13 protein-coding genes and 2 tRNA genes are annotated in these 14,302 nt (G+C 73.6%); 10 read left to right on the plus strand and 5 right to left on the minus strand.

The features are described from left to right. Positions 1–222: 222 nt before the first annotated feature. Both LPU43_RS13590 and LPU43_RS13595 read right to left on the minus strand, forming a co-directional pair. Positions 223–1,275, minus strand: coding sequence for a hypothetical protein (locus LPU43_RS13590; RefSeq protein WP_229400741.1), 1,053 nt, complete (start codon positions 1,273–1,275; stop codon positions 223–225). Between the two features lie 205 nt (positions 1,276–1,480). Further along, positions 1,481–1,648, minus strand: coding sequence for a DUF5679 domain-containing protein (locus LPU43_RS13595; RefSeq protein ID WP_012014940.1), 168 nt, complete (start codon positions 1,646–1,648; stop codon positions 1,481–1,483). 518 nt (positions 1,649–2,166) lie between these two features. On the opposite strand from LPU43_RS13595, the gene LPU43_RS13600 reads away from it, so the two are divergent. Beyond that, complete coding sequence (locus LPU43_RS13600; protein ID WP_229400742.1) at positions 2,167–2,697, plus strand: M48 metallopeptidase family protein; 531 nt, start codon at positions 2,167–2,169, stop codon at positions 2,695–2,697. Between the two features lie 516 nt (positions 2,698–3,213). Then, positions 3,214–3,819, plus strand: coding sequence for a hypothetical protein (locus tag LPU43_RS13605; protein ID WP_229400743.1), 606 nt, complete (start codon positions 3,214–3,216; stop codon positions 3,817–3,819). A 127-nt stretch (positions 3,820–3,946) separates the two neighbouring features. Here the strand turns inward: LPU43_RS13605 and LPU43_RS13610 are convergent, their stop codons facing one another. Continuing rightward, positions 3,947–5,179, minus strand: coding sequence for a zinc-dependent metalloprotease (locus LPU43_RS13610; RefSeq protein WP_229400744.1), 1,233 nt, complete (start codon positions 5,177–5,179; stop codon positions 3,947–3,949). Between the two features lie 181 nt (positions 5,180–5,360). On the opposite strand from LPU43_RS13610, the gene LPU43_RS13615 reads away from it, so the two are divergent. The 5 genes from LPU43_RS13615 (at position 5,361) to LPU43_RS13635 (ending at position 10,217) form a co-directional block, all read left to right on the plus strand. Further along, positions 5,361–6,374 carry a YlbL family protein gene (locus LPU43_RS13615; RefSeq protein ID WP_229400745.1) on the plus strand — a complete coding sequence of 338 codons (1,014 nt, stop codon included), beginning with the start codon at positions 5,361–5,363 and terminating at the stop codon, positions 6,372–6,374. Positions 6,375–6,486: 112 nt separating this feature from the next. Beyond that, complete coding sequence (locus LPU43_RS13620) at positions 6,487–9,462, plus strand: UPF0182 family membrane protein (RefSeq protein ID WP_229400746.1); 2,976 nt, start codon at positions 6,487–6,489, stop codon at positions 9,460–9,462. A 75-nt stretch (positions 9,463–9,537) separates the two neighbouring features. Continuing rightward, positions 9,538–9,611 (plus strand) — tRNA-Met (locus LPU43_RS13625). A 135-nt stretch (positions 9,612–9,746) separates the two neighbouring features. Next, positions 9,747–9,820: transfer RNA gene (locus tag LPU43_RS13630), tRNA-Met, on the plus strand. A gap of 148 nt (positions 9,821–9,968) precedes the next feature. Beyond that, positions 9,969–10,217 (plus strand): hypothetical protein, encoded by a 249-nt coding sequence (locus tag LPU43_RS13635; protein WP_229400747.1) that lies wholly within the window; start codon positions 9,969–9,971, stop codon positions 10,215–10,217. A 133-nt stretch (positions 10,218–10,350) separates the two neighbouring features. Here the strand turns inward: LPU43_RS13635 and LPU43_RS13640 are convergent, their stop codons facing one another. Then, positions 10,351–11,679: an ABC transporter substrate-binding protein gene (locus tag LPU43_RS13640; protein ID WP_229400748.1), complete on the minus strand. Its 1,329-nt coding sequence runs from the start codon at positions 11,677–11,679 to the stop codon at positions 10,351–10,353. 158 nt (positions 11,680–11,837) lie between these two features. Between LPU43_RS13640 and LPU43_RS13645 the strand changes: the two genes are divergently transcribed. Further along, complete coding sequence (locus LPU43_RS13645) at positions 11,838–12,671, plus strand: phosphoribosylaminoimidazolesuccinocarboxamide synthase (RefSeq protein ID WP_229400749.1); 834 nt, start codon at positions 11,838–11,840, stop codon at positions 12,669–12,671. Between the two features lie 38 nt (positions 12,672–12,709). Here LPU43_RS13645 and LPU43_RS28915 read toward each other — a convergent pair whose 3' ends face one another. Further along, positions 12,710–12,841, minus strand: coding sequence for a hypothetical protein (locus tag LPU43_RS28915; protein ID WP_373321704.1), 132 nt, complete (start codon positions 12,839–12,841; stop codon positions 12,710–12,712). A 437-nt stretch (positions 12,842–13,278) separates the two neighbouring features. On the opposite strand from LPU43_RS28915, the gene LPU43_RS13655 reads away from it, so the two are divergent. Together LPU43_RS13655 and LPU43_RS13660 are read left to right on the plus strand one after the other, a co-directional pair. Beyond that, the gene (locus tag LPU43_RS13655; protein WP_229400751.1) at positions 13,279–14,043 is read left to right on the plus strand and encodes a DUF5753 domain-containing protein; all 765 of its coding nucleotides are present in this window, start codon (positions 13,279–13,281) and stop codon (positions 14,041–14,043) included. After that, complete coding sequence (locus LPU43_RS13660) at positions 14,034–14,225, plus strand: DUF397 domain-containing protein (RefSeq protein WP_229400752.1); 192 nt, start codon at positions 14,034–14,036, stop codon at positions 14,223–14,225. Before LPU43_RS13655 ends, LPU43_RS13660 begins: the two co-directional genes overlap by 10 nt. The last annotated feature ends 77 nt before the right edge of the window (positions 14,226–14,302 follow it).

Below are 14,302 nucleotides of genomic sequence, written 5' to 3' on the forward strand. Positions count from 1 at the left end.
GCTGCTTCGCTGCCGGGCCGGACCCGCCCGGGCCCGGATCGTGGCCGTCCCGCGCCCGAATCAGCCTCCTTGCCCGGATTGCTCGCGCGCCGGCGCGCCGGTTCGGCCTCCCCCGGCGTGCGGCCTCCTCGCCCGGATCGCTCGCGTGGGGGCGCGCCGGTCACCGGCCCCGCCCGGTGTGCGGCCTCCTTGTCCCGGATTGCTCGCGCGGCGGCGCGCCGGTCATCGGCCCCGCCCGGCGCACGGGCAGGACGGGTGGGGCGACCAGGTCCGGCGGCGCAGCCGGCCGGGGCCGCTCACCTCCACCGCGCAGCCGGGGGTCTCCGGGGTGCCGCCGTCCAGGTGGGCCAGCGCCTCCGCGGCGGCGTACCCCACCGCGGCGAGCAGGGTGGCCGTGCCGCAGGACTGGCCGGGGGCGTCGGTGGCGAGCTGGGCGGCGAGCGCGGGCCAGGCCGGGTCCCGGTCCGCCCGGTGCAGGTCGAGGCAGCGCAGGCAGGGCCCGGCCGGCGGGCGGACCAGCGGGCCGACCGTCGGCACCCCCTCCCGCAGGGTGAGCAGCAGGTGCGGCTGACGGCGCTGGGCGAAGCCGGCCGCGAGCAGCGCCGCCGGGCGGTCGATCCCGAGCTGGAGCACGAGGTCGGGTCGGCCGCCGCGCAGTGGACGGGTGGCGGTGCCGGGGGCCGACCGGTCCACCGCGTCCCGGGCGGCGGCGGCGAGCGGGCGGCCCAGGTCGGCGGCGGCCAGCCCGGTGCCGACCAGGTCGGCCGGGCGCACCGGCCCGGCCAGGTCGGGGTGCACGTGCCCGACCCCGGCCTGAGCCAGCGCGACGGTGACCGCCGCCCCGAGCCGGCCGGGACCGGTGACCAGCACCCGCGCGTCGCGGCGGCGGCGCAGCACCTGGGCCGGGGTGCCGGGCAGCGCGGACGCGGCCAGGGCCAGCGCCCCGGCCTCCGCGGTGAGTCGCTGCCGCGCCGGGCCGGCGAGGTCGCGGGGGAGCAGGGTGTGCGCGGGTACGACCAGCCCGGCGCCGCGCAACGCGTCGAGGAGCCCGCGCGCCTCCTCCCGGGGCACGTCGTCCCCGGCCGCGTGGGCGAGGACGAGGCGTTCGCTACGGGTGCCGTCGAGCAGGTCCAGCACCCGCACGGCACGCGGGTTGGCCACCTCGACGAGGACGGCCCGGCCGGGCTCGATCCCGAGCTGGAGGGTGTGCCGGTCCCGCCAGAGGCGGGTCAGGCCGGGCAGGAGGGTGGGGCGGGGCGACACGGTACGGGTCATGGCAACGAATAGTGACCGAATCCCTGCTGTCCGTCGATCGTTGTCCACAGGTGGGTACCGCCCTGCGCTGGGCTGTCCACAGCCTTCGCCGGGTTGTCCACAACCGGCCGGTAACCCTGTCGCCCAGCCGACAGTACGCGCAGCGCCCAAGCGAACGGGGGAGGGCGGCCACGGCCGCCCTCCCCCGTTTGCCGACCCGTACGGGTCAGACCTTCGCCTTGCCCAGGATGCGGTTCACTGTTGTGCCGCAGACCGGGCACTTGCCCTTGGCCATGTTCATGCCGGTCTTCGAGACCTCGACGCGCCCCTCGAAGTCCCGCTTCTCCTTGCACTTGACGCAGTATCCGTTGTAGGTCTGGGCCTGATCGGCCACGGTGCCCTCCTCGTCTCGTCCGCCGGGTCAATCCGGTCCCGGCGGGTTGCCCGGCGCGGGCCACGCGGGGCGCCAGCGCTGGGTGTTCTCCACGGCCACCCTCGTGACCGCTGGTTCGCGGACCCTACCCAGGTCCGGGCGGTTCCATGTCAGCCGTGCTTCGCCACTGTGAGCAAGTCGACGTCGAGAGTGTGCATGGCGAATAACGTCGGATAAGTCAGTTTGGCGGGGACACGCCGGATGAAACTGCTCAGATCGCCCAGGGGTGTGTCTCCCCGAGAGGCGGCGGACCGCCCGGTGATCACCTACGGTGAGGGTCGCGCCGCCCGCGCCCGGCCCACGATCGCCATGACCATCACGCAGCGTCTCAGTGACGGTCCGCAAGGTTTTTTTTCGGGACGCTCTCCCACCAACCATGACTTTCCGGGCGCGCGCGAGGGTGTTGACCCTTGCGGACCCCTGGTTGTTACCCATTAGCTTTCCTTCGTGACAGCAAACCGAGGTTGCGCGGCCCGCTGATGGCAGGGGCGCGGCATCCGGTCGTCGAGGTACGGCGCAGCCAGCGCCGTCGACGCACGGTGTCCGCCTACCGCGACGGTGAGCGGGTCGTGGTGCTGATCCCCGACCAGTTCTCCCGCGCGGAGGAGAGCGAGTGGGTCGACCGGATGCTGGCCCGGCTGGCGGCGCGGGAGGGGCGCTTCGCCCGCTCCGACGACGACCTGTTCGGCCGTGCCACCCGCCTCCGAGGGCTCTACCTGGCCGAGTACGGCGACCGGGCGATCCCCGTGAGCGTCCGTTGGGTGACCAACCAGAACGGTCGCTGGGGCTCCTGCACCCCCGCCGACCGGACCATCCGCATCTCGCACCGGATCCAGGACATGCCCGACTGGGTGATCGACTACGTCCTGCTGCACGAGCTGGCCCACCTCATCGTGCCCAGCCACAACGCCCGGTTCTGGGCTCTGGTCGGGCGCTACCCGAAGGCGGAGCGCGCCCGGGGCTACCTGGAGGGCGTGGCCGCCGCCTCCGGCAGCCCTCTCGGCGACTGACCCCGCTACCCCCGCGCCCTGCCGGCCCGCCCCGGATCGGCCTGCTCGGCCCTACCCTGCCTGGCTCGCCCCGCCCCGCCCCGCCCCGCCTGGCTCGCCCAGCCTTGCCCTGCTCCGCCCTGCCCCGCTCCGCCCTGCCCGGCTCGCTCCGACCGGGGGCTGCATGTCGGCGACATGGCGCGGTCTTGCGGAAAGGATCGCGCTATGTCGCCGACATGGCGTCGCCGGGCCGGCCGCCCGGTGCTCCGCCTGGCCAGCGTCGGCGCTCCGGCCCGGCCAGGTGTCAGCCCTCCGGCCCGGTCTGGGGCTGCATGTCGGCGACATAGCGCGGTCCTGCGCAAAGGATCGCGCCACGTCGCCGACATGGCGTCGCGGCCCGCCCGGCCGGCCCGGTGCCCCGGCCGGCCCGGTGCCCCGGCCGGCCCGGTGCCCCGGCCGGCCCGGTGCCCCGGCCGGCCCGGTGCTGCGGGTGGCCCGGGCGGGCGGCGGGGTTGCGTGGGCGCCTAGGGTCGGTGTGTGGCCCGACGTGTGGTGGTGGCGTTGCTCGGACCGGTGGCGTGGACGCCTCCGGGGATCGACCCGGCGGAGTGGCGTGCCGCGCTCGCCGAGGACGTGGTGGACCTGCTCGCCACACTCCAGGAGGTGGAGACCGCCATCGCGGCGACCCCGGAGGACCGGCCCCTGGCCGAGGCGGTCATCTGGCCCGGCATGGCCGTGTACGAGGTTCCCGCCGCCACCGGCACCGCCGTCCTGGCGGCGCTGACCGGGTACGACCAGGCTGCCGTCGTCGCCGCCGACGCCCCGGACCTGCCCGGCCTGATCGTCGGCAAGCTGCTCCGTCCGCTGACCACCCGCCCGGTCGCCGTCGCCCCTGCCCAGGGCGGCGGCCCCGGCCTGCTCGGCCTCGCGTCCCGGCTGCCCGCGCCGCCGTGGCTGCCCGAGCTCGACCTGGACAGCGCGCTCCCGGCCGAGGTGCGCCGGGCCGCCCCGCTGCCCGGGGACGTGGCGGTCACCGCCGCGTGGCGGCGGATGCGCGGTCCGACCGACCTGGCCGCCCTCGACCCCGCCGTCGAGGGGTGGGAGGCGACCCGCGCCCTGCTCCCCGGCCACGATCAGCGCTGACGCCTCCCAGGCCCGCCCCGGTCGTCGGAGCGGACCGGCGGCGGCCGTCGGTGCGGCGCGGCAGTGCGGCCATCGGCATGGCGGCCATCGGCATGGCGCGGTAGGGCGGCCGTCGGTGTGGCGGCGGTCAGGACTCCTCGGCGTCGTCCCCGGTGCCCTCCGGGCGCGGGCGCGGCGAGCCCGGGGCCTGCTCCGTCGGGCCGCCCGGCGCGCTGAAGTCGAAGGTCGCCAGCTCGTCGTCGAGGTCGAGCCGGGCCGTGGCGAACGCCACCGGGTCGGTGAAGTCGTCGTCGGAGGGGAGCAGGTCCGGGTGGCCCCAGACCGCGTCCCGGCCGGAGATCCCCCGGTGCTCGGTCAGCGCGGCCCACAGCGCCGCCGCCTCGCGCAGCCGGCGGGGCCGCAGCTCCAACCCGACCAGCGCGGCGAACGTCTGCTCGGCCGGCCCGCCCGCGGCCCGACGGCGGCGGAACGCCTCGCCGAGGCGCACCACGTTGGGCAGGCGCTGCCCGGCGGCGCTGTCCACCACGTGGCAGACCCAGCCCTCCACCAGGGCGAGCGCCGTCTCCAGGCGGGCCAGCGACGCCTTCTGCGCCGGGGTGTCCTCCGGGGTGAAGATCCCCTCCAGGGCGATGGCCTGCATCGACTCGGGATCGGTCGGGTCGACCCGGCCCATCGCCTCCTCGATCGCCTCCCGGTTGACCCGGATGCCCGAGGCGTACGTCTCCACGGCGGTGAAGACGTGCCCGCGCAGCCACGGCACGTGCTCGAAGAGGCGCTGGTGCGCCGCCTCGCGCAGGGCGACGTAGAGACGCACCTCGTCCTCGGGCAGCTCCAGGCCCTGGCCGTACGCCCGGATATTGGCCGGGATCAGCGCGGCCGTGCCGGCCGGGCCGAGCGGGAGCCCGATGTCGCCGGCGGAGAGGACCTCCGCGGCCAGCGAGCCGAGGGCCTGGCCGAGCTGCCCGCCGAAGAGCGCGCCGCCCAGCGTGGCGACCATCGACTGCATCGGGCCGAGCTTGGCGCGCGCCTCCGGCGGCACGAGGTCGCCCATCGCGCCGACCATCCGGCTGGCCACCGGGTCGCAGAGCTTGCGCCAGACGTCGAGGGTCTTGTAGATCCACTCGTTGCGGTTCCAGGCCAGCGACGTGCGGATGCCCGTCGGCCAGGCGGTCTCCGGCTCCAGCCAGAGGTCGGCCAGGCGCAGCGCCTCCTCGACCGCGTGGCGCTCGTACGGCGAGACCGCCGGGTCGCCCGTGGCGGCGAGCTGGCTGGCGGCCACCTGCCGGGCCAGGTCCCAGTTGACCGGCCCGCTGCCCGGCGCGGAGAGCAGGTGCTGCAACTGCGACATGAACTGCTGCATCTGCGCGGGATCGTTGGGGTCTGGTGGTTGCCCACCCGGGAGCGCGAAACCGAACGGAATATCAGGCACGGGTCTACGGTACGCGGGCCGCGCCCCAGGTCGCGCCCACCGGCGTTGCGCTGAGGGCGAAGTCCCCGTCACCGTCGGGGCCGCGACGCAACCGCTCGGTACGCTCACCGCCATGAGACGTCGCGGCCTGACCGTCCTGCTGGGTGCCCTGCTGACCGCCCTGCTCAGCTTCGGCGTGCTCAACGCGCCCCTCCCGTACGTGGTGCTGGGCCCCGGGCCGACGGTCAACACGCTGGGCACCGCCGACGGCAAGGAGGTCATCCAGGTCAGCGGGCGGGCGACGTCCACCTCCGCCGGCCAGCTCCGGCTGACCACGGTCGGCGTGCAGCCCACGGTACGGCTGCGCTCGGCGCTGGCCGGCTGGTTCTCCTCGGACGAGGCGGTGGTGCCGCGCGAGCTGGTCTACCCGCCGGGGGAGACCCGCCAGGAGGTCGAGCAGCGCAACGAGGCGGACTTCCGCAACTCCCAGACCAGCGCGGAGACGGCGGCGCTGCGGGCGCTGGGCTACCCGGTCCGGGTGGTCGTCGACTCCGTGACGGCGGACGGCCCCGCCGCCTCGGCGCTGCGGGCCGGCGACGTCGTGACCTCGGTCGACGGCACGCCGGTGACCAGCGCCGGCCGGCTCATCGAGCTGATCCGTGGCAAGCCGGCCGGCACCACGCTGACCATCGGGTACACCCGCGACGACGCCGCCGCCACGACCCGGGTCACCAGCCGGGAGACGAACGGCCGGCCGCAGATCGGGGTCGACATCGCGCAGCAGCAGCCGCACCCGTTCACCCTCTCCATCGACCTGAACGACATCGGCGGGCCGAGCGCCGGCCTGATGTTCGCCCTCGGCATCGTGGACAAGCTGGAGCCGGCCGACCTCACCGGCGGGAAGATCATCGCCGGCACCGGCACCATCGACGACGAGGGTCGGGTCGGCCCGATCGGCGGGATCGCGCAGAAGCTCGTCGGCGCGAAGGACGCCGGGGCCACGGTCTTCCTGGTGCCGGAGGGCAACTGCGCGGAGGCCGTGCGCAATCCGCAGCCCGACCTGCCGCTGCTGAAGGTGGGTTCGCTGGACGAGGCGCTGAAGACCCTGGAGACCCTCCGGGCCGGGGGAGACCCCGTCCGCTGCTGAGGCGACGCGTGTCCGCCCCGGTGACCGTGGGCCGCCGCTCTCAGGAAGACCCCGTACTCTGGGTGCCTGGTCGGAGCCGATCACATCGAGCGTGCGGAGCCAAACAGTGGTCATGCGTAGCAGCCCCCTGCCGAGGATGAGCCGGCGCGGACGCGTCACCATCGGTGTCCTGGTCGGGGTGTTCGTCCTCTTCACCCTGCTCGGCTGGGGGGTGCAGGCGTGGACGGACTGGCTCTGGTTCGACGAGGTCCGGTACACGCAGGTCTTCACCGGCGTGCTCGCCACCCGACTGCTGCTGTTCATCCTCGTCGGCCTCGGCATGGCCGTGATCGTCGGCGGCAACCTGTGGCTGGCGCACCGGCTGCGCCCCCGGCTGCGCCCGCACTCGCTGGAGCAGGCCACCCTGGAGCGGTACCGGATGGTGCTCGGCCCCCGGCTCGGCCTGTGGGTCAGCCTGGTCGCCCTGGTGGTCGGCGTCTTCGCCGGGCTCTCCGCACAGAGCCGGTGGAGCCAGTGGCTGCTGTTCCGCAACGGCGGTCAGTTCGGCGTCGACGACCCTGAGTTCGGCGTCGACATCGGCTTCTACGTCTTCCAGTTGCCCTTCTGGCGGTACCTGCTCGGCGTCGGCTTCACCGCGGTCGTGCTCGCCCTGCTCGGCGCGCTGGCCGTGCACTACATCTTCGGCGGGGTGCGCCTGCAGGGCGTCGGGGACCGGATGACCAACGCCGCGCGGGCCCACCTGAGCACGCTCGTCGCGGTCTTCGTCCTGCTCAAGGCCGTCGCGTACGTGCTGGACCGGCGCACGATGCTGCTGGAGTACAACGAGGGCGCGAAGCTCTACGGCGCCGGGTACGCCGACATCAACGCGCTGCTGCCGGCCAAGGAGATCCTCGCCTACATCTCGGTCGTGGTGGCCATCGCGATCATCGTCTTCTCGAACGCGGTGATGCGGAACCTGGTGTGGCCGGGCATCTCGCTGGCCCTGCTCGGCGTCTCCGCGGTCGCCATCGGCGGCATCTACCCCTGGGCGGTGCAGACCTTCGAGGTCAAGCCGAGCGCCAAGGACAAGGAGGCCCCGTACATCCAGCGCAGCATCGACGCCACGCGGACGGCGTTCGGGCTGGCCGGCACGAAGACCACGCCGTACGCGGCGAACACGCTCGTGCCGCCGACGAGTCTGGAGACCGACACCTCCGTGGTGCCGAACGTGCGGCTGCTCGACCCGCAGCTCGTCTCCGAGACGTACACGCAGCTCCAGCAGGTCCGGGGCTTCTACGACTTCGGCCCGAAGCTGGACATCGACCGGTACGCGGCGGGGGGCAAGACCTCCGACTACGTGGTCGGGGTGCGGGAGGTCAACTACAACGAGCTGACCGACCAGCAGAACACCTGGATCAACCGGCACACCGTCTACACCCACGGCTACGGTCTCGTGGCCGCGCCGGCCAACCAGGTGGTCTGCGGCGGGCAGCCGTACTTCGTCTCGGGCTTCCTCGGCGAGAAGACGCAGGAGGCGTGCTCGTCGCAGACCGAGCAGATTCCGGCCAGCCAGCCGCGCATCTACTACGGCGAGCGGATGGGGCCGGACGACTACGCGATCGTCGGCCAGGCCGACCCGGAGCGCAACGCCGAGTTCGACCGGCCGACCCAGACCGGCGGCGAGCAGTACTACACCTACACCGGCGAGGGTGGCGTCGAGATCGGCTCGTTCACCCGCCGGCTGCTCTACGCGATCAAGCAGCAGGAGTCGAACTTCCTGCTCTCCGAGGCGGTCAACGAGAACTCGAAGCTGCTCTACGTGCGCAACCCCCGGGACCGGGTGGAGAAGGTCGCGCCGTTCCTCACGCTCGACGGCGACCCGTACCCGGCGGTGGTCGGGGGCCGGGTGCAGTGGATCGTCGACGGCTACACGACGGCCGCCACCTTCCCGTACGCCGAGCGGGTGAACCTCCAGGCGGAGACCACCGACGAGCTGACCGGGCGGGGCACGTTCCAGCTCGCCCGGGAGAACGTCAACTACATCCGCAACTCGGTGAAGGCCACGGTCGACGCGTACGACGGCACGGTGCGGCTCTACGAGTTCGACCAGACCGACCCGGTGCTCAAGGCGTGGAACAAGGCGTTCGGCGGTGACCTGGTGCTGCCGAACGACAAGATCCCGGCCGAGCTGCGGGAGCACTTCCGCTACCCGGCGGACCTGTTCAAGGTGCAGCGCAACCTGCTGACCAAGTTCCACGTCACCGACCCGGGCGACTTCTACTCGGCACAGGACTTCTGGCAGGTGCCGAACGTGCCGGACAACCCGGACGGCGAGCAGAAGCAGCCGCCGTACTACCTGTGGACCCAGTTCCCCGGGCAGGAGGCCCCGCGCTTCCAGCTCACCTCCGCGGTCACCCCGAACGGCCGGCAGAACCTCGCCGCGTTGATCTCCGGCTCGTACGTGGACGGCAGGCCGCAACTGGAGGTGCTGGAGCTGCCGGACCAGACCCGGATCTCCGGGCCGGTGCAGGTGCACCAGCAGATGACGAACAACGCCAACATCCGGCAGCAGCTCAACCTGCTCTCCTCGAACCAGGCCCAGGTGCAGTACGGCAACCTGCTCTCCCTGCCGTTCGGCAACGGGATGCTCTACGTCGAGCCGGTCTACGTCAAGAGCAACCAGCAGGACGCGTACCCGCTGCTGCAGAAGGTGCTGCTCTCCTACGGCGACGGCGGGTCGTACGTGGTGCTGGCCAACAACCTGACCGAGGGCATCAAGGAGCTGGTCAAGCAGGGCAAGGCCGCGCCGGGCGCCACTCCGCCGCCGGCCACCGACGACACCCCGCCGCCCCCGACCGGGGGCACCCCGCCGCCGATGACGGGCGAGCTGGCGGACGCGGCGGCCAAGGTGCAGACGGCCATCAACGACGTCAGGAACGCCCAGAAGTCCGGCAACTTCGAGGAGTACGGTCAGGCGCTCAAGCGGCTGGACGAGGCGATGGCGGCGTTCCAGAACGCCCAGCGGGCGGCCACCCCGGGCACGCCCGCCCCCGGGGCGTCGCCCAGCGGCAGTCCCGCCGCGTCGCCCTCGGCGTCGCCCGGCGGCTGACCGCCGGCCGCCGGCCCCGGGGCGGGGGGTCGTTTTGCGGCCGGCGGGGTCGGTGCGATACGGTTTACGAGCCGACGCGGGGTGGAGCAGCTCGGTAGCTCGCTGGGCTCATAACCCAGAGGTCGCAGGTTCAAATCCTGTCCCCGCTACTCGTCAAGAAAGGCCCCGGAGTTCGCTCCGGGGCCTTTCGCCTCCCCCGGGCATCCCCGTCCGGGCGGTGGGAAAGGCGATCAGGGGCCCCCGGTGATCTCCCCGCCGGGGATGAGATAGGCTGTAGAAGCCGACGCGGGGTGGAGCAGCTCGGTAGCTCGCTGGGCTCATAACCCAGAGGTCGCAGGTTCAAATCCTGTCCCCGCTACGAGTGAAGAAGGGCCCGGAGGAAACTCCGGGCCCTTCTTCTCGTTCCGGCCCCCTCCCGGCCTCTCGGTCGCGCTCGTTCCGGCCCTCGCCGTCCCGGTCCCTCCGTCCGGCGTGCCCCGGTTGCGCACTTGGGCGAGGATGAGGGCATGTCTACCTGGAACAAGTGGTGGGGCCGGCTCGGCGCGGTCCTCGGTACGGTCGTGCTGTCGGTCTTCGTCCCCGTCGCCGCCTGGGCGTCCACGGGTCCGGGGGAGCTGGTGGTCGAGGCCGCCCGGCGACGTCGGGGCGGCGGAGGGTTCGGCGTCCTGGGCCTGCTCTGCTGCCTGGTCGTCGTCGGCGGCGTCGTGCTGCTGGTGCTGCTCATGCGGAACAAGCGCAACCGCCCGCCGCGCTGACGGCCGGGCGGGGCAGGCGGGCCGGACCGGCGACCTGGGCGGACCAGACGGCCGGGCTGGTCACCAATGGGCCGGTCACCCCGGCCAGGGCGGAGGTCACCGGTCAGGGCGGGGTTAAACGGTCAGGGCGGGGTCAGACGGCCAGGGCGGCGTCGGCCTCGGCGACGAACCGGGCGGCCGCCGCGCGGATGCCGACCCGGCCGGAGCGGACGCCCTCGGCGGTGGCGACGAGCAGGGAACGCACCTGGGCGTGCCCCTTCGGAGGCGGGCTGGGCGCCGGCCCGAGCCGGTCGGCGAGGTCGTCGGCCAGGTCGGCGGCGCGCTTCTGCCCGGCCTCGGTCAGGCTCTGCCGCACGTACCGGCGGATGGCCAGGCCCGGGTTCACGCCGCGCTCGTGGCCGAGGGCCAGGCCGGCCTCCATGTTCCCGGTGAGGAAGTTGATCACGTCCGCCACGACGCCGGGGTGCCGGGTGCCCCGGAAGCCCGCCCAGTACATCGAGGCCCGCGCCCACTGGGCCCCGGGCGGGCCGGGGAACGCGGCGAGGGCCAGCTCGTCGTCGGTGTGGCGCTGGAACTCGGCGAGCTGGTGGGCCCAGGCGAACGAGGCGGCGGTGTGGCCGGTGACCACGAGCTGCCGGGCCGGCTCGTCGCCGTCGGCGTGGTCCACCAGGGCGGCGCTCGGGGTGGCGCGGCGGACCCGCGCGTCCTGCCACCACTCGAACCAGTCGGCCAGCTCGCCCGCGTCGAACCCGAGCCGCCGGTCCTGGTACAGCTCGCCGCCCCGGGACCGCAGCCACAGCCACAGCGCCCGTTGGTCGCCGGACGGGTCCATCGTGCCGGCCACCCGGCCGTCGGCGGCCCGGGTGACGCGGGCGGCCCAGGCGATGTACTCCGACCAGGGCATCCCGGTGCGCGGCTCGGGCACCCGCAGGCGATGCAGCAGGCTGCGGTTGTAGATCAGGGCGGCGCTGGTCTGGGCCGCCGCGACCCCCACGGGCCGGCCGTCGACCTCGCCGTAGCGGACCAGGCCCGGCGGCAGCCCGCGCAGGTCGATCCGGTGGTCGGCGACGTACCCGCCGAGGTCGAGCAGCACCTCCCGGCGCGCGTACTCGGTGAGGACGGTGTCGTCGACCTGGAACAGGTCGGGCACGTTGCCGCCGGTGGCCTGGGTCGCCAGCCGGTCGTAGTAACCGGTGAGGCCCTGCCAGGTGACCCGGAAGCTGACCAGGGGGTTACGCGCGGAGTAGAGCCGCAGCGCCTTCTCGGTCCGCTCGGCGCGCTTCGCGGAGCCGTACCAGAAGATCGACAGCTCGACCGGCCCGTCCTCGACCGGAAGCTCCTCCTCCTCGGCGCAGCCGGCCGGGCCGGCCAGCGCGAGCGGGGCCCCCAGCAGCGCGCCCAGCAGCCGGCGGCGGCCCGGGTCGGCGCCGGCGCGGGGGAGCGGGGGGCGGGTGCGGGGCACGGGTCACTCCTGGTCGTGCGGCGTGCGGTCGGATCATTTACACAGCAGGCCCGGGCGGGTGTCAACGGCCGTCCGGCCGAGGCTGCCCGGGGAACGCCGGCCCCCGGCTCCGGGTGGCCGGACGGGGCGTCCCGTCGGCCCGTGGTGTACTAGGCCGCGTGGAACTTCTGCACTCCGGCAAGGTCCGGGACGTCTACGCCGACGGCGACGAGCTGATTCTGGTCGCCTCGGACCGGGTCTCGATCTACGACGTGGTGCTGCCGACCCCGGTGCCGGACAAGGGCCGGCTGCTCACCGCGCTGTCGCTGTGGTGGTTCGAGCAGCTCGCCGACATCGTGCCCAACCACGTCGTGTCCGCCACCGACGTGCCGGCGGAGTTCGCCGGCCGGGCGATCCGCTGCCGGCGGCTGGACATGGTCCCGGTCGAGTGCGTCGCCCGGGGGTACCTGACCGGTGGCGGCCTCACCGAGTACGAGCGCACCGGCGCGGTCTCCGGCGTCGAGCTGCCCCGGGGCCTGGTCGAGGCGTCGATCCTGCCCGAGCCGATCTTCACCCCGTCGACCAAGGCGCCCAAGGGCGAGCACGACGAGCCGATCACCTACCAGCAGGTGGTGGAGAAGGTCGGCGCGGAGACCGCCGAGCGGCTGCGGCAGATCACCATCGACGTCTACCGGCGCGGCGCGGAGATCGCCGCCGACCGGGGCATCCTGGTCGCCGACACCAAGATCGAGCTGGGCTGGGCGGCGGACGGCACCCTGGTCCTCGGCGACGAGGTGCTCACCTCCGACTCGTCCCGGTTCTGGCCGGCCGAGTCCTACCAGCCGGGCCGGGCCCAGTTCTCCTACGACAAGCAGTACGTGCGGGACTGGGCGACCGGCAGCGGCTGGGACAAGCGACCGCCGGCCCCCGAGGTGCCCGCCGAGGTGATCGAGGCGACCCGGGCCCGCTACGTCGACGTCTACGAGCGGCTCACCGGGCACACCTGGGCCTGACCCGACCCGAACAGCGCCTCGGCGGCGCCGGGGCGGGGTCACGGGCGTGGCACGCGCACCCAGGAAAGAAAGCGGCTGACCAGGTTGCCGGGCGGGGTCGAGGGGGCCAGCCTGGCCAGTTGCTCCTCTGCCTCGACCATCAGCGCGGCGAGGTACAGCGCCAGGCCCACGCGGTCACCCCGGTACTCCGCGAGGAGCGCCACCCGCGCGGCGCCGCACGGCCACGGTGCCGCACAGCGACGGCACAGCCAGATCGGGCGTACGGGATCGTGCCGTGGGGCGCTCACCGCGCCCCCACCCGGGCACGGCGCGGCGCGGGGGTCGCCGGGGTCGGACGGGGCGCTATGTGGCGGCCCCGCCGGTTGCCGGCCCGGTGACGGCCGCCTCGTCTCCACATGCTGCGCCCTCCTGTGCTGGGGAATGGAGAGGGGCCGTCCGCCCGGTTGGTGATCCAGAGAACGGGCGACGGCCCCTCGACAAACCCGAGCCGGGATGCCTCCGCCGGCCCGGACCGTCATGCGAACCACCTTGGCGCACCGTGACGGGACGCTGACACGACGCTAGGGTGGGGCCTTGGGACGTCTGGAACGTCCGCAGAGGAGACACGGTGAATCACGGACTCGTCGCGGCGATGGCGCAGGCGGGCGAAACCGCCGACAGCCTCGCAGGTCAGATCGGTGTGGACCCGAAAACAGTCCAACGATGGGTCAGCCCGGGACGCATGCCGCGGCCCCGGCACCGTTCACAGGTCGCGGCGATCCTTAGCCGGGACGTTGAGGACCTGTGGCCGGACGTGCTGAAGCGCCGCGAGCCTGTGTGGTTCAGACCGTGGGTCGATATCGAGCGCGAGGCCCTGTCGCTGCGCGCATTCCAGCTCGCGTGGGTTCCCGGGCTGCTTCAGACGAAGGCGTACGCGCGTGCGACTGTCGAAGGCGAGGGCCTGTCGCCGTCTCAAGCCGACGAGGTCGCGGCGGCGCGGACCGCGCGACACGCCATCCTGCGCGGTCACGGCGGGCCACTCTTCGTCGCGGTCATCGACGAGGGCGTCCTACGGCGCAGCCTGTACGGCGACAGGACGCTCATGGCGGAGCAGGTGGGGTACCTGGTCGAATGTGCGCAGCTCCCGGCCGTGCAGATCCACGTAGTGCCCTCAGACGTCGGCATGTACCCCGGCCTCGGCGGACCGTTCACGATCGCCGAAATGAACGAGGGGCGGGTGGCTTACGTGGACAGCCAGGCGCAGGCACAGATAGTCGAGCAGGGCCCCGACCTTGCTACGCTCGAAAGGCGTTGGGAGCGCATCCGTGGCGAGGCGTTGCCCCGGGGGCGGTCCTTGGACCTTCTCAGAGAAGCGGCAGCATCATGGACATGACCGGCGCACGGTGGCGCAAGTCCACCAAGAGCGGCAACAACCAGGGCGACTGCGTCGAGGTCGCCGACAACCTGCCCGGCGTGGTCGCCGTCCGCGACTCGAAGGACCCGGCGGGGCCGGCGCTGACCTTCAGCCCGGCCGCGTGGCGCGGGTTCGTCGGCATGGCGCGGGCGTCGCGCTGACCCGCGCACAGCTCTGATCCGCGCGCATCTCCGCCCCGAGATCGTGCAACTTCAGGGAAAGTGTGGCTATCTCGCGC

It is taken from the genome of Micromonospora okii, assembly GCF_020884795.1.
Taxonomy (GTDB): domain Bacteria; phylum Actinomycetota; class Actinomycetes; order Mycobacteriales; family Micromonosporaceae; genus Micromonospora; species Micromonospora okii.